The sequence below is a fragment of the Rahnella sp. PAMC25559 genome, assembly GCF_050632365.1.
GTDB lineage: Bacteria > Pseudomonadota > Gammaproteobacteria > Enterobacterales > Enterobacteriaceae > Rahnella > Rahnella rivi.
This window is the reverse complement of the sequence record NZ_CP192543.1, coordinates 2,965,135-2,978,812: the sequence shown is the minus strand read 5'-3', so window position 1 is coordinate 2,978,812 and position 13,678 is coordinate 2,965,135. Positions and strand designations below refer to the sequence as shown.

General features: G+C 55.9%; 11 protein-coding genes. 9 read left to right on the top strand and 2 right to left on the bottom strand.

Annotated features, from left to right (window positions below; translation table 11 throughout):
- Positions 1-29: 29 nt before the first annotated feature.
- Positions 30-1,253, bottom strand: coding sequence for a sugar metabolism global transcriptional regulator Mlc (mlc, locus tag ACQZQY_RS15100; RefSeq protein ID WP_056777491.1), 1,224 nt, complete (start codon positions 1,251-1,253; stop codon positions 30-32).
- Between the two features lie 164 nt (positions 1,254-1,417).
- Positions 1,418-2,323 (bottom strand): LysR family transcriptional regulator, encoded by a 906-nt coding sequence (locus ACQZQY_RS15095; protein WP_056777494.1) that lies wholly within the window; start codon positions 2,321-2,323, stop codon positions 1,418-1,420.
- 138 nt (positions 2,324-2,461) lie between these two features.
- Here ACQZQY_RS15095 and ACQZQY_RS15090 point away from each other — a divergent pair, with 138 nt between their 5' ends.
- The 9 genes from ACQZQY_RS15090 (at position 2,462) to rsxD (ending at position 13,675) form a co-directional block, all read left to right on the top strand.
- Positions 2,462-3,745, top strand: a complete 1,284-nt coding sequence (locus ACQZQY_RS15090) for an MFS transporter (RefSeq protein WP_183846878.1) — start codon at positions 2,462-2,464, stop codon at positions 3,743-3,745.
- Positions 3,746-3,805: 60 nt separating this feature from the next.
- A complete protein-coding gene (locus tag ACQZQY_RS15085) occupies positions 3,806-5,008 on the top strand; it encodes an FAD-dependent oxidoreductase (protein ID WP_431295895.1) in 1,203 nt (400 codons plus the stop codon).
- Positions 5,009-5,213: 205 nt separating this feature from the next.
- Positions 5,214-6,365: a DDE-type integrase/transposase/recombinase gene (locus ACQZQY_RS15080; RefSeq protein WP_056777117.1), complete on the top strand. Its 1,152-nt coding sequence runs from the start codon at positions 5,214-5,216 to the stop codon at positions 6,363-6,365.
- A gap of 894 nt (positions 6,366-7,259) precedes the next feature.
- The gene (dcuC, locus tag ACQZQY_RS15075) at positions 7,260-8,627 is read left to right on the top strand and encodes an anaerobic C4-dicarboxylate transporter DcuC (protein WP_183846874.1); all 1,368 of its coding nucleotides are present in this window, start codon (positions 7,260-7,262) and stop codon (positions 8,625-8,627) included.
- 254 nt (positions 8,628-8,881) lie between these two features.
- Positions 8,882-9,322 (top strand): DUF2569 domain-containing protein, encoded by a 441-nt coding sequence (locus ACQZQY_RS15070; protein WP_056780331.1) that lies wholly within the window; start codon positions 8,882-8,884, stop codon positions 9,320-9,322.
- Positions 9,323-9,361: 39 nt separating this feature from the next.
- Complete coding sequence (gene rsxA, locus ACQZQY_RS15065) at positions 9,362-9,943, top strand: electron transport complex subunit RsxA (protein ID WP_056780334.1); 582 nt, start codon at positions 9,362-9,364, stop codon at positions 9,941-9,943.
- Positions 9,943-10,509 carry an electron transport complex subunit RsxB gene (gene rsxB / locus ACQZQY_RS15060; protein WP_056780337.1) on the top strand — a complete coding sequence of 189 codons (567 nt, stop codon included), beginning with the start codon at positions 9,943-9,945 and terminating at the stop codon, positions 10,507-10,509. The genes rsxA and rsxB overlap by 1 nt, the downstream gene beginning before the upstream one ends.
- Position 10,510: 1 nt before the next feature.
- Positions 10,511-12,622 (top strand): electron transport complex subunit RsxC, encoded by a 2,112-nt coding sequence (gene rsxC / locus ACQZQY_RS15055; protein ID WP_431295894.1) that lies wholly within the window; start codon positions 10,511-10,513, stop codon positions 12,620-12,622.
- The gene (gene rsxD / locus ACQZQY_RS15050; RefSeq protein ID WP_431295893.1) at positions 12,623-13,675 is read left to right on the top strand and encodes an electron transport complex subunit RsxD; all 1,053 of its coding nucleotides are present in this window, start codon (positions 12,623-12,625) and stop codon (positions 13,673-13,675) included.
- Positions 13,676-13,678 lie beyond the last annotated feature (3 nt).

The window sequence follows — 13,678 nt, the reverse complement described above, 5'->3', positions numbered from 1 at the left end:
TAAATCAGACAGTAACGTTATAAAAAAACTCAGCCTTGCAGAAGCTTAATCAGTAATGATCCGCTGTAGAGCGCGTCTTTAACTAATGCCGCGCCGGGCATTGTTCCCTGATTATAAAATTGCGTGGATTCAAGTTTGATATTTTCGCTATATGCAGGAAGTGATTGCTGCTGAATACAGGACATTATCGCCGGATGCAGAATATCCTGAGATAAATTAAGCGGTGAGCCGATGAGCACTTTTTCCGGATTGAACAGATTGACCATGATCGCCAGCATCCGGCCTACGCTCTGGCCGACGCCGATAATGACATCGCGCGCCAGCTGATCGCCCCGGTTCGCGGCGTCGCAGACGGCTTCAATGGTCAGCGACACGCCGTGCAGCAGACTGGCAGGCGCGGATGCCGTCAGACGCTGGCGCACCAGTTCGAGAATGCTGTCGGTGCTGGCCACGGTTTCCAGACACCCGTGATTGCCGCAGTAACAACGTTTACCGTAAGGATCGACCTGCGTGTGACCGATTTCCACCACGCTGCTGCTGCCCGCATGCAGTACGCGCCCGCTGGTGATCACCCCCGCTCCGACGTTGTGATCGATAACAATCTGCACCACGTTTTTGCAGCCGCGCGATGCGCCGTATAACGCTTCCGCCAGCGTCCAGGCGCTGATGTCATGTTGCACGAAAACCGGCAAACCGGTGTGTGTGCTGAGCGTATCGCCCAGCGGCATATCGAACACGTCATGGTAAAACGGCATACGGTGCACAATGCCGCGCCGTGCATCAATCATGCCCGGTAAGGTGATGGCGATAGCGGTAAGGCGTTCGAGTTTGCGCTGGTGACGGATGAAGAACTGGTCGATTTCGGCGATGATGCGCTGCATCAGCGGCTGCGGAGCCTGCTCGGGCAGCGGCAGCACCTCTTCCACCACCAGTTTACTGCTCAGATCGCGCAGCCCCAGGGTGATCGACCCCAGGCTGATGCGTGCGGAAAGATAATGCCAGGCCTGAGTATCCAGGGCTAAACCGATGGCGGGACGCCCGCGGCTGCCGGGATCCTGAAATTCCGTTTCCAGCACCAGATGCGCCTGAATCAGTTCACGGACAATTTTGGTGATACTGGCGGGAGCCAGCTGGGCTTTTTTGGAAAGCTCAATGCGCGAAATAGGACCAAACTGATCGATCAGGCGATACACAGCACCGACGTTGGTTTGTTTGATTTGATCAATATGGCCGGGCTGCCCATCGGGGATCACTCAAGGAACTCCTGTTATTTTCGCGCTTCAAAATAAAGATTAGAGGCTATGGTGGGGTTTTTGCTATATGTCGTCAACTATTTGATTCGTTATGTGATTCGGTGCACATATTGCGTGAAAACACGTTCGGAATTGACTGGAAATACAGCAGATTTTGTCATAGGTCAGAGCCCGTCCTCCGCCATCATCATTGCCATAAACGCCGTCGCCGACGCCGTCATGGGCCGTTCGGCGTGATTCACCAGCCAGAGTTGCGTGGTGCCTTCCATTTTTCCAAAGCGTAAATAGCGCACGCCCTCGACCTGAATACGCAAATACGAGGCCGGTAAAATCGAGACGCCCAGCCCCGCCGCCACCAGCCCGATAATGGTCAGCGGTTCGCCGACTTCCTGCGTGATATAAGGCGTGATCCCCTGCGTTTTCAACTGCACCAGAATGTCGTCATACAGTGACGTCCCCACGTCTTTAGAGAAAAACACGAAGGGCTGATCGGCAAGATGCTGAAACGTCAGTTCGCCTGCGGGAAGATCGTTGAGCGGATGGTCTTTGTGCACCACGGCAATCAGCGGCTCCGACCACACCTGCTGATGCGCCAGCTGCGGCGGCAATTCGCCGTTGCGCATGATCCCCAGATCGAGTTTTCCTTCCAGAAGCGGTTCGATCTGCTGTTTGCTGTTGAGCTGCTCAATGCGGATATTCACCGCGGGATAAGTCAGACGAAAACGGTGCAAGGTACGGGAAACACGCTGGAGAAAAGGCGCTGATGAGGTCAGCCCGAGGGTCAGATTGCCCGCCTCGCCACGGTGAATACGCGCCGCCTGTTCAGAAGCTTCCTCCACGCGCTGTAAAATCTGCCGCGCTTCCGGCAGGAAAGCGGCACCCGCCTGTGTCAGCCGCACCGTGCGGTTGCTGCGATAAAACAGCGCCGCGCCCACATGGGCCTCCAGTGCCTGAATTTGCTGGCTCAGCGGCGGCTGCGAAATGTGTAAACGCTCCGCCGCGCGGCCGAAATGCAACTCATCAGCGACGGCAATAAAGTAACGCAGGTGGCGCAGTTCAATGTGGCTCATGGCGCGGGTCTGACTCCGATTGATATTTTAAACATATCGTTTCATCGAAATTAATATATTAGACAATATAAAGCCGACTGTTAAAATTTTCATACATTTTCAAATAGTTTTTATTATCACCCTGGTTAAGGACTCTCAGTGAAAACCACCCGGCGGAATGCCGCTGCACCCTCCCGCGATTCAGTGAATGACGACGAACTCAATCCGGACATGCCCGTCGTCCGCTCCGGCCTTAAAACACCTTTCATTAAACGTGGCACACCGCAATTCATCCGCGTCACCCTCGCCCTGTTTTCGGCGGGTCTGGCGACCTTTGCGCTGCTCTACTGCGTTCAGCCCATATTGCCGGTGCTGTCCCATGATTTCGGCGTGTCGCCGGCAACCAGCAGCCTGTCGCTGTCGTTGTCTACCGGTCTGATGGCCATCGGTCTGCTGTTCACCGGGCCGGTTTCTGACGCCGTCGGGCGCAAATCAGTGATGGTGGTGGCGCTGCTGCTCGCGGCAGGCTGTACGCTGGTCTGTTCGGTGATGCAAAGCTGGGACGGTATTCTGATGATGCGCGCCCTGATAGGCCTGTCGCTCAGCGGCGTGGCTGCGGTGGCGATGACCTATCTGAGCGAAGAAATTCACCCGAGCGTGGTGGCGTTCTCGATGGGGTTATACATCAGCGGGAACTCCATTGGTGGCATGAGCGGGCGTCTGGTCAGCGGCGTACTGACGGATTTCTTCTCCTGGCGCATCGCCATTGCGGTGGTCGGTGTCTTCGCGCTGGCGGCGGCAATCATGTTCTGGCGAATTCTCCCGCCGTCTAAGCACTTTCGTGCGAGTTCGCTGAAACCGCGCAAGCTGCTGATCAACTTTAAATTGCACTGGCGCGACAGCGGTTTGCCGTTGCTGTTTATCGAAGGTTTTCTGCTGATGGGCAGCTTCGTGACCATGTTTAACTATATCGGTTATCGCCTGCTCGGCACGCCTTACAACATGAGTCAGGCCATTGTCGGGATTTTATCGGTGGTGTACCTGATGGGCACCTACAGCTCCCCCAAAGCGGGCGTGCTGACCGGTGTTTATGGCCGTGGGCCGGTACTTATCGGTGCCACCGGCATCATGCTGCTGGGCATTGTGATCACCGCGTTTTCACCGGTCTGGCTGATTTTCATCGGCATGATCCTGGTCACCGGCGGGTTCTTCGCCGCGCACTCGGTCGCCAGCGGCTGGATCGGACGCCGTGCGCGCCGTGCCAAAGGCCAGGCTTCCTCACTGTACCTGTTCTGCTATTACGCCGGGTCAAGCGTCGCCGGTACGCTCGGGGGATTCTTCTGGCACGCCTACGGCTGGTACGGGATCACCGGGTTCATCAGTTTGATGCTGATAGCCGGCCTGGGGGTTGGGGTGAAACTGATGCGGTTATCTGAGAATTGACGCGCACTTGCGCAAATGATAATTGTTATCATGTAAATTCACTTTGCCAGGCAGGTTTTTATGACACCGAACACGGATTCCGCCGCCACATGTTGCATTGTCGGCGGCGGCCCCGCGGGCTTAATGCTGGGGTATTTGCTGGCGCGCAAGGGCATCGATGTGACGGTGCTGGAAAAACACCGTGATTTTTTACGCGATTTTCGCGGCGACACCATCCATCCTTCCACCCTCGACATTATCTGGCAGCTCGGTTTTCTCGACGAGTTTCTGAAACTTCCGCATCAGCGGGCAGAAAAACTTTACGGCGAGATCGACGGCAAGGAAACCACGCTGGCGGATTTCAGCCATCTGCCGACACAATGCAAATTCATCGCGTTTATGCCGCAGTGGGATTTCCTTAATTTTATCGCCGGTAAAGCCGCCCTGCTGCCGAATTTCCGGTTGATCCATCATGCACAGGTGTTGTCGTTGCAGGAAGAGAATGGCCAGGTAACGGGCGTGATTGCCAACGTGGCGGGCGAAACACAAACCTTCAACGCCGATCTGGTGGTGGGCTGCGACGGGCGCAATTCAATTGTGCGCGAACAGGCCGGTATGGAAATTCGCCGTTATGGCGCGCCGCGCGACGTGCTGTGGCTTAAAATCAACAAGCGCCCGGACGATCCACAGTGGTCAATGGGCCACCGCGGTCCGAAGAAAAACTTCATCATGATCGACCGGGGCGATTACTGGCAGTGTGGCTATTCCATCCCGAAAGACAGCCTCGACGCGCTCAAAGCACAAGGGATCCCGCCGTTCGTCGATCTGCTGGCCGGGGTATCGCCGTTCGAACGCGCACGCTTAGCCGAGGATATTCTCAGCTGGGACGACGTGCGTCTGCTGGTGATCCGCATCGACCGTCTCAAGGCGTGGGCGAAACCGGGGCTGCTGTGCATCGGCGATGCGGCTCATGCCATGTCGCCTATCGGCGGCGTCGGCGTGAATCTGGCGATTCAGGATGCGGTAGCGACCGCAAATATCATCACTGAACCTTTGAAAGCCGGACGCCTGACGCTCAGGCATTTAAAGCGCATCCAGCGCCGCCGCGCGTTTCCGACATGGGCGACGCAGTCGCTACAAATTATGATCAGCCGTGCGGGGCAGAAAAAACGCACCAAACCTCCCTCCCGGATGGAGGCGTGGCTGCGCGGGCGCAAATTTATCCCGTTCTTATTTGGGCGCTTGATTGGCGTGGGGTTTTATCGGGAAATCCCGAAGCTTTGATTTTGGGTTGGCCGCCCAAACGGGTCTTGAGGTCAGGGGCTTGGGGGGGCGGGCTAGACCAACCATAAATTCAAATTCAACACCTTGGGCTCGCCGCCCAAACGGGCCCAAAGGGTTTTAAACGGTATAGACCGGTCACATGGGTAACACTTTAGACCGGCCACATGGGTAACAGTTATAAATGGCATAGCAGAGGAGAACCGCTATGCCCTGGACTGAGACTGTTACCATGCAACGACTCGAATTTATTCACGCCGTTCAGAACAGCGGAGAGTCATTCTCCGCTGTTTGTCGTCATTTTAAGATCAGCCGTAAAACGGGATATAAGTGGCTTCAACGCTTTCAACCTGACGACCCATTTTCTCTCAACGATCGCTCTCGCGCCCGCCTTACTCATCCCGAACGCATGACTGACGAGGTTATCCAACGATTAGTCGAGATGCGGCGCAAGCATCCAGACTGGGGACCGGTTAAAATTCGTCACTGGTTACTCAATAACAACGCACCTTTCGACGTCCCTGCAAGCAGCTCTATTGGCGATATTCTCAAAAAAGAGGGTCTTGTCACCCCATTTAAAAAGCGACAAAACACGCCGGGTAACGTCTTGCCACTGACAGATATCCGCGAAAATAATCAGGTTTGGAGTGCTGATTTTAAAGGAAAGTTTAGACTTCTTAGCCAGCACTATTGCTATCCATTTACGCTGACAGATAACCACAGTCGCTACCTTTTAGCCTGCGAGGCTGGCAAGGGCGAGGGGCGGCCGTTTGTGCAAACATGTTTTGAAAACGCCTTTCGCGAATATGGTCTGCCCAGCGTAGTAAGAACCGATAATGGTTCACCTTTTGCCGGTAACGGCATTGCGGGTCTCAGCCAGCTAAGTGTTTGGTTAATAAAGCTTGGCATCCTGCCGGAACGTATAAAAAAAGGTCATCCTGAGCAAAATGGCCGGCACGAAAGAATGCATCGCTCCCTGAAGGCAGGACTGCGTTGCGGGAATATTTACGCGACGCTGGAAGAACAACAAGTCTGGTTCAATCACTACCGCCATGAATTTAATCATGAACGGCCTCATGATGTGCATAACGGTCAAACGCCGTCCTCACAATGGACGACCTCCAGCAGAGAATGGGATGGGAAAGTTCCAGAAGTCATTTATCCAGATAAGGCCCGGTTATATAAAGTTCAGCAGAATGGAGATATCTATCCAGGTACTCGACTCTTTTTAAGTGAGGCTCTGCGAGGTGAATATGTGATGATGAAAGAGGTAGATGACGGATTGTATATGGTGTTGTTCGACCGTCTAATACTTGCGTATTATGACAAAGCCGAACACTGCATTTTACGCATAGACTAATCGAAAATGTGTTACCTATGTGGCCGGTCAGATCTGTAACCCATGTGACCGGCTATACAAAACGAAACCCTTTGGAATCCTGCGTTTTTTTAACTGCGCGCTGCCGCTCGCTGGCTATGTTTCAGTTACCACGGCGTAAGGCTGGAAATCTTGCCGCTGCGCGGTACCTTCGTTTCGGGTTTGCAGCCTCTGGTCTGCAACCTCTCACTCAGCAAGATTTCTGAATCGCCCGCACGATCTTAAATTCAAAACCCATTCCCATTGGCTTTTCAAATCAAAATCAGTGAGGTTGTGAAGTAATAGCCTGAGGCCGGTTCCAAAATTCCGCCGGAGGCAAGATTTCTGAATCGCCCGCACGATCTTAAATTCAAAACCCATTCCCGTTGGCTTTTCAAATCAAAATCAGTGAGGTTGTGAAGTAAAAGCCTGAGGCCGGTTCCAAAATTCCGCCGGAGGAGAGGCGCAAAACCGCGCGTCTTTTTGCGCGGGTTGTAGCCCGAACGAAGGGCACCGCGCAGCGGCGGGATTTTGCGGCTATCGCTGCGGTACCTGAAACATAGCCAGCGAGCGGAGCGCGCAGTAAAAGAGCCCGGGGGGTCTTGGGGGGCGGCGGCGATATGCCGCCTCCCAAGTCGGTGTGGGCCGACGCCCACGGTTTTGACCTTAAGGCCCGTGTGGGTGGCAACCCACGGTTTTGACGTTGAAGTTGAAGTTGAAGTTGAAGTTAAAACGAGTTTTAAACCCCCTCTTATTCCCCGCTAAACATCACATATTTTGATATTCCCCTCTTTTTCATCACCCATAATTGATAAACGTCATGACGCCCGGTGCGCTATTTCGGCACAGTGCCCGCCTTTCATTTGGATCCATATTGACTCTCGGGGATACAACATTATGTGGGAATTACTGATCGGGCTGGTGGTTGCCGTGTTTGTCGGGCGGTACATCATTAAAGGCTATTCGCCCACCGGCGTGCTGATGGTCGGCGGGCTTTTGCTGCTGGTGATAAGCGTGTTAATGGGCCACAGCGTGCTGCCCGAAGGGGCGAAAAGCACCGGCTGGAACACCACGGATATCGTGGAATACGTCAAAATTCTGCTGATGAGCCGCGGTGGCGATCTCGGAATGATGATCATGATGCTGTGCGGTTTCGCCGCCTACATGACGCACATCGGCGCGAACGACGTGGTCGTGCGGCTGGCGTCGCGTCCGCTGAAAATGATCAACTCCCCTTATATTCTGATGGTGGCGGCCTATATTCTGGCGTGCCTGATGTCGCTGGCCGTCTCCTCGGCAACCGGGCTGGGCGTGCTGCTGATGGCCACCCTGTTCCCGATCATGGTCAACGTCGGCATCAGCCGTGGTGCAGCAGCGGCGATTTGTGCCTCCCCTGCGGCCATCATTCTTTCACCGACCTCCGGTGACGTGGTGCTGGCCGCGCAGGCGGCGAACATGCCGCTGGTGGATTTTGCGTTTAAAGCCACTCTGCCGATTTCCGTGGCCGCCATCGTGGCGATGGCCGTTGCCCATTTCTTCTGGCAGCGTTACCTCGATAAACGTGAAACCCCCGAAACGGTGGATGCCCTGGATTCCAATAAAGAAGATGTGGTGGAAACCAATGCGCCCGCGTTCTACGCCATTCTGCCCTTCACGCCCATTATCGGGGTGCTGATTTTTGACGGCAAATGGGGGCCGGGGCTACACATTATTACCATTCTGGTGATCTGCATGTTGCTGACGGCGTTGATTGAAACCGTACGTAACCGCAGCGGGAAAATCGTGTTCGCCGGTCTGGACGTTGCCTATCGCGGCATGGCCGATGCCTTCGCCAACGTGGTGATGCTGCTGGTCGCGGCAGGTGTCTTCGCGCAGGGGCTGAGCACCGTCGGCTTCATCAGCAGCCTGATCGGTCTGGCGCAAAACTTCGGTTCCGGCAGCCTGCTCATGATGCTGGTTCTGGTGGTGATCACCGTGCTGGCTGCCATGACCACCGGCTCCGGTAACGCCTCTTTCTATGCATTTGTGGAACTTATTCCGAAACTGGCGGCGAAAATGGGCATCAACCCGGAATATCTGGTGATCCCGATGCTGCAGGCCTCAAACCTCGGGCGCACCATTTCGCCGGTGTCAGGCGTGATCGTCGCCGTCGCCGGTATGGCAAAAATCTCCCCGTTCGAAGTGGTCAAACGCACCTCCGTGCCCGTGCTGGTCGGCCTGATTGTGGTGATCGTCGCCACTGAAATTCTGGTGCCGGTGCATTAAACCTTCCCCATTTCATTACCTGAAGCCTTCATGCTGAATCAAGGCGGCAACCGGGTCAGCCCCGTGAGCATACAAAAGTATGTGACCGGGGCGCGCCAAGGGGCCAACGCGGAGATGGCGTGAAGGATTAAGGTATTGATCACATAAATACGATATCGGCTACCGCTAACTCAGGTTAAGCTACTGCGCCTTGAAGGTCGGGGAAGACTCTCCGTGCTGACTGGGTGGAAAAACCCGCGTAATAAAGGTTTTTTATGTCGAATAATCCGGGCTATAAACGTATTGGTGGGTGGTTACTGGCCCCGATGGCGTATCTGATTGTGACGTTGTTAAGCGTGGCATTAATGCTGGCATTGTTTTCCATGGCATTATTTATGCCGGAATCGCGGGATTACTTACTCACCAATTCGCAGGCATTTACCCTGCAATGGTATTTTTCCGTAGTGACCACATTAGCGATGGGGGTATTTACCGTCGCCGTGTTGTGGCAATTCTGCAAGCGTGCCAAAGCCTTGCCGAAAATGTATATTATCTGGTTACTGTGCACCGTGTTGCTGGCCGTAAAAGCCTTTGCATTCTCGCCGGTTACCGATGATCTGGCCGTGCGTAACTTATTGTTACCTTTATTGGCTGCCGCGGTGTTTGTGCCTTATTTCAAACGCTCTCTGCGGGTTAAAGAAACCTTCACGGAATAACCCTGAAGTTTTAATGTTTATTATGTCCGGGCAATTGTCATGACCTCTTATTTATTACTGTTTGTCGGCACCATGCTGGTAAATAACTTCGTTCTGGTGAAGTTTCTTGGGCTGTGCCCGTTTATGGGCGTCTCTAAGAAACTGGAATCGGCTATCGGCATGGGGCTGGCGACCACGTTCGTTATCACCCTGTCCAATATCTGCTCATGGATGGTCAACACCTTCATCCTGATGCCGCTGGAGCTGGTTTATCTGCGCACGATGGCGTTCATTCTGGTCATCGCTGTGGTCGTGCAGTTCACCGAAATGGTGGTGCGTAAAACCAGCCCGTCGCTGTATCGCCTGCTCGGTATCTTCCTGCCGCTCATTACCACTAACTGCGCCGTGCTCGGCGTGGCGCTGCTGAACATTAACCAGCAGCTGAACTTCATGCAGTCTGCGCTGTACGGCTTCGCCGCATCGCTCGGCTTCTCGCTGGTCATGGTGCTGTTCGCCGCTATCCGTGAACGCCTGGTGGTGGCTGATGTCCCTGCGCCGTTCAAAGGTTCTTCCATTGCGCTGGTCACCGCCGGTCTGATGTCGCTGGCCTTTATGGGCTTCACGGGTCTGGTGAAATTCTAATGTTTGAATTATGGGTAGCGATTGGCGCGCTGACCGCTCTGGCGCTGGTTTTTGGCCTGCTGCTGGGTTATGCCTCGCGTCGTTTTGCCGTGGAAGGCAACCCGGTTGTCGATCAGATTGACGATATTCTGCCGCAAAGCCAGTGCGCGCAATGCGGATATCCCGGCTGTAAGCCTTACGCCGAAGCCGTTGCCAACGGCGACAACATCAATAAATGCGTGCCGGGTGGCGAAGCCGTGATGCTCAAGCTGGCTACGCTGCTTAACGTTGAACCGCAGCCGATGGGCGAAGACGCCGCCGCGGCGGTACCGGTGCGCAGAGTGGCCTACATCGATGAAAGCAACTGCATCGGCTGCACCAAGTGCATTCAGGCCTGCCCGGTGGATGCCATCGTGGGCGCCACCCGCGCCGTGCATACCGTGATCACTGATTTATGTACCGGCTGTGACCTGTGCGTCGCGCCTTGTCCGACGGACTGCATCGAAATGCTGCCGATCAAAACCACCACCGCAAACTGGAAGTGGGATATGCAATCCATTCCGGTTCAGGTCATCCATGCGGAGTAACATGTTTAATCTGTTTGCCGCGCTCAAAAAAGACAAAGTCTGGGACTTCGACGGCGGTATTCATCCGCCGGAAATGAAGACGCAGTCGAGCCACGTTCCGCTGCGCAACGTGCCGTTGCCTGAGCGCTTTATCATCCCTCTTCAGCAACACCTTGGCCCTGAAGGCGAGCTGTGCGTCAGTGCGGGCGACCGCGTGTTAAAAGGTCAGCCTCTGACGACAGGCCGTGGCCGTACCGTGCCCGTGCATTCGCCGACGTCAGGCGTGATCACGGCCATCGAACCGCACATCACCGCGCACCCTTCCGGCCTGAAAGAACTGTGCGTGCTGATTGAAGCCGACGGGCAGGACACATGGTGCGAGCGCGAACTGATTGCCGATTACCGCCAGCTTTCTGCCGATGAGCTGAATCAGCGCATCAGCCAGGCCGGTATCGCCGGGCTGGGCGGCGCAGGCTTCCCGACCGCCAGTAAGCTGGCAGGCGGCCTGACCTCCACCCGCACGCTGATCCTCAACGCGGCCGAATGTGAACCCTACATCACTGCCGATGACCGGCTGATGCAGGAACACGCGACGGAGATCCTGCAGGGCACGCGCATTTTGTGCCACATGCTGCATCCGGAGCGCGTGCTGATTGGCATCGAAGACAACAAACCTGAAGCCATTGCGGCGTTCAAAGCGGCGATCGGCGCGGATATTACCGACGGCGTGCGTTTCGAACTGCGCGTGGTGCCGACCAAATACCCTTCCGGCGGCGCCAAACAGCTGACCAAAATTCTGACCGGCCTCGAAGTACCGAAAGGCCATCACTCGTCGTCCATCGGCGTGCTGATGCAAAACGTCGGCACGGTGTATGCCATCAAACGCGCCATCATCGACGGCGAACCGCTGATCGAACGCGTGGTGACGCTGACCGGTGAAGCGATGGCGAAACCGGGCAACGTCTGGGCGCGTCTGGGAACACCGGTGGCACACCTGATGCAGGAAGGCGGATTGCAGCCTCAGGGCGACAAAAAGATGGTGATCATGGGCGGCCCGCTGATGGGCTTTACCCTGCCGTCGCTTGACGTGCCTGTGGTGAAAATTTCCAACTGTCTGCTGGCACCGTCTGAATCCGAACTGGGTCAGCAGGAACCGGAAGAAGCCTGTATCCGTTGCAGCCTGTGCGCGGAGGCCTGCCCTGCCGGTCTGCTGCCGCAACAACTTTACTGGTTCAGCAAAGGTGAAGAGCACGAGAAAGCCCGCAATCACAATTTGTTTGATTGCATCGAGTGCGGCGCGTGCGCCTATGTCTGCCCGAGCAACATTCCGCTGGTGCAGTATTACCGTCAGGAAAAGGCCGAAATCCGCGCCATTGATGCCGAAACCGCCCGTGCTACCGAAGCCAAAGCGCGTTTCGAAGCCAAACAGGCGCGCATGGAACGCGAGAAGTTAGCGCGTGAAGAGAAACACCAGAAAGCCGCCGTGAAGCTCAGTGAAACGCCGGTGCAAGACGCGCCAGCCGAAGAGAAACCGGTGGCTGAAACGCCGGACGTCGATCCGCGTCAGGCCGCACTGGCGGCGGCGATTGCCCGCGCCAAAGCCAAAAAAGCCGCCGCGCAGCAAGATATCCCCGTGGCCTCAGAACCGGTGCCTGAAACGCCACCGGCTGCCGAAGACGACCGTAAAGCCGCCGTGGCCGCCGCCATCGCCCGTGTCAAAGCCAAAAAAGCCGGCAACGGCGTGGTAGTCGAAGCAAAGGACAGTGAGCTGAACGTCGCACCTGCCGCCGATGCGGATGCAGATCGCAAAGCCGCCGTGGCCGCCGCCATTGCCCGCGTCAAAGCCAAAAAAGCCGCTGCCGCACAGCCTGCCGGTGAAACAACCGGTGAGGAAAACGTGGCAACGGCGCCGGCTGAACTCACCGCTGACGACAAACGCAAAGCCGCTGTCGCCGCCGCGATTGCCCGTGCCAAAGCGAAAAAAGCCGCCGCGCAGAGTGATTTACAAGACGACGCACCATCAGAAAAAGACCCATCACAACAAGAAAGCGATCCACGTAAAGCCGCCGTGGCTGCTGCGATCGCCCGAGTTAAGGCCCGCAAAGCCGCTCAGACCATGTCGAACGAGGAATAGATGGCCTTCAGGATCGCAAGTTCACCTTTTACGCATAACCGCCAGAGCACCAGCACCATCATGATGATGGTGATCCTGGCCTGTGTTCCCGGCCTGATCGCTCAGGTTTGGTTTTTTGGTTACGGCACACTGGTTCAGCTGACGCTGGCCATCATCATTGCTCTGCTGGCAGAAGGCGCGGTGCTGCAACTGCGCAAACAACCGGTAAAAAAACGTCTGGGCGATAACAGCGCCCTGCTGACGGCGGTGTTGCTGGGCATCAGCCTGCCGCCGCTCGGGCCGTGGTGGATGGTGGTGCTCGGCACCATATTCGCCATCATTATTGCCAAACAGTTGTACGGCGGGCTGGGACAGAATCCGTTTAACCCGGCGATGGTCGGCTACGTGGTGCTGCTGATTTCGTTCCCGGTCCAGATGACCACCTGGTTACCGCCGGACGTGCTGCAACATCATCACGTCGGTTTTACCGACACGCTGCTGACCATTTTCACCGGTCATAACAGTCAGGATCTTACCGCCTATCAGCTGAACATGAATGTCGATGGCGTGACGCAAGCCACTCCGCTGGATGCGTTTAAAACCGGGCTGCGCTCAGGGCATTCGGCTGAACAGATCCTTGCCACCCCGCTGTTTGGCGGTTCGCTGGCCGGTCTTGGCTGGCAGTGGATTAATCTCGGATTTCTGGCCGGTGGCCTGTATCTGATGTGGCGTAAAATTATCAGCTGGCACATTCCGGTGGCCATGCTCGGCATGCTGACATTCTGTGCGGCGATTGCCTGGGGTCTGGCTCCGGAGAGCTACTCGTCGCCGCTGGTGGGGCTGTTCTCCGGCGCGACCATGCTCGGAGCCTTCTTCATCGCCACCGACCCGGTCACCGCTTCCACCACGCCGAAAGGCCGTCTGGTGTTCGGTGCCCTCATCGGCTTACTGATTTGGCTTATCCGCACCTATGGCGGCTATCCCGACGGCGTGGCCTTTGCCGTTCTGCTGGCAAATATCACCGTGCCATTGATTGATCACTACACGCAACCGCGTGTCTACGGGCATCGCTGAGGA

Bases quoted from the DNA above. Each gene is read 5' to 3' on its own strand.
- ACQZQY_RS15095 (WP_056777494.1), bottom strand. From the start codon at position 2,323: ATGAGCCACATTGAACTGCGCCACCTGCGTTACTTTATTGCCGTCGCT.
- ACQZQY_RS15085 (WP_431295895.1), top strand. From the start codon at position 3,806: ATGACACCGAACACGGATTCCGCCGCCACATGTTGCATTGTCGGCGGC.
- ACQZQY_RS15080 (WP_056777117.1), top strand. From the start codon at position 5,214: ATGCCCTGGACTGAGACTGTTACCATGCAACGACTCGAATTTATTCAC.
- dcuC (WP_183846874.1), top strand. From the start codon at position 7,260: ATGTGGGAATTACTGATCGGGCTGGTGGTTGCCGTGTTTGTCGGGCGG.
- ACQZQY_RS15070 (WP_056780331.1), top strand. From the start codon at position 8,882: ATGTCGAATAATCCGGGCTATAAACGTATTGGTGGGTGGTTACTGGCC.
- rsxA (WP_056780334.1), top strand. From the start codon at position 9,362: ATGACCTCTTATTTATTACTGTTTGTCGGCACCATGCTGGTAAATAAC.
- rsxB (WP_056780337.1), top strand. From the start codon at position 9,943: ATGTTTGAATTATGGGTAGCGATTGGCGCGCTGACCGCTCTGGCGCTG.
- rsxC (WP_431295894.1), top strand. From the start codon at position 10,511: ATGTTTAATCTGTTTGCCGCGCTCAAAAAAGACAAAGTCTGGGACTTC.
- rsxD (WP_431295893.1), top strand. From the start codon at position 12,623: ATGGCCTTCAGGATCGCAAGTTCACCTTTTACGCATAACCGCCAGAGC.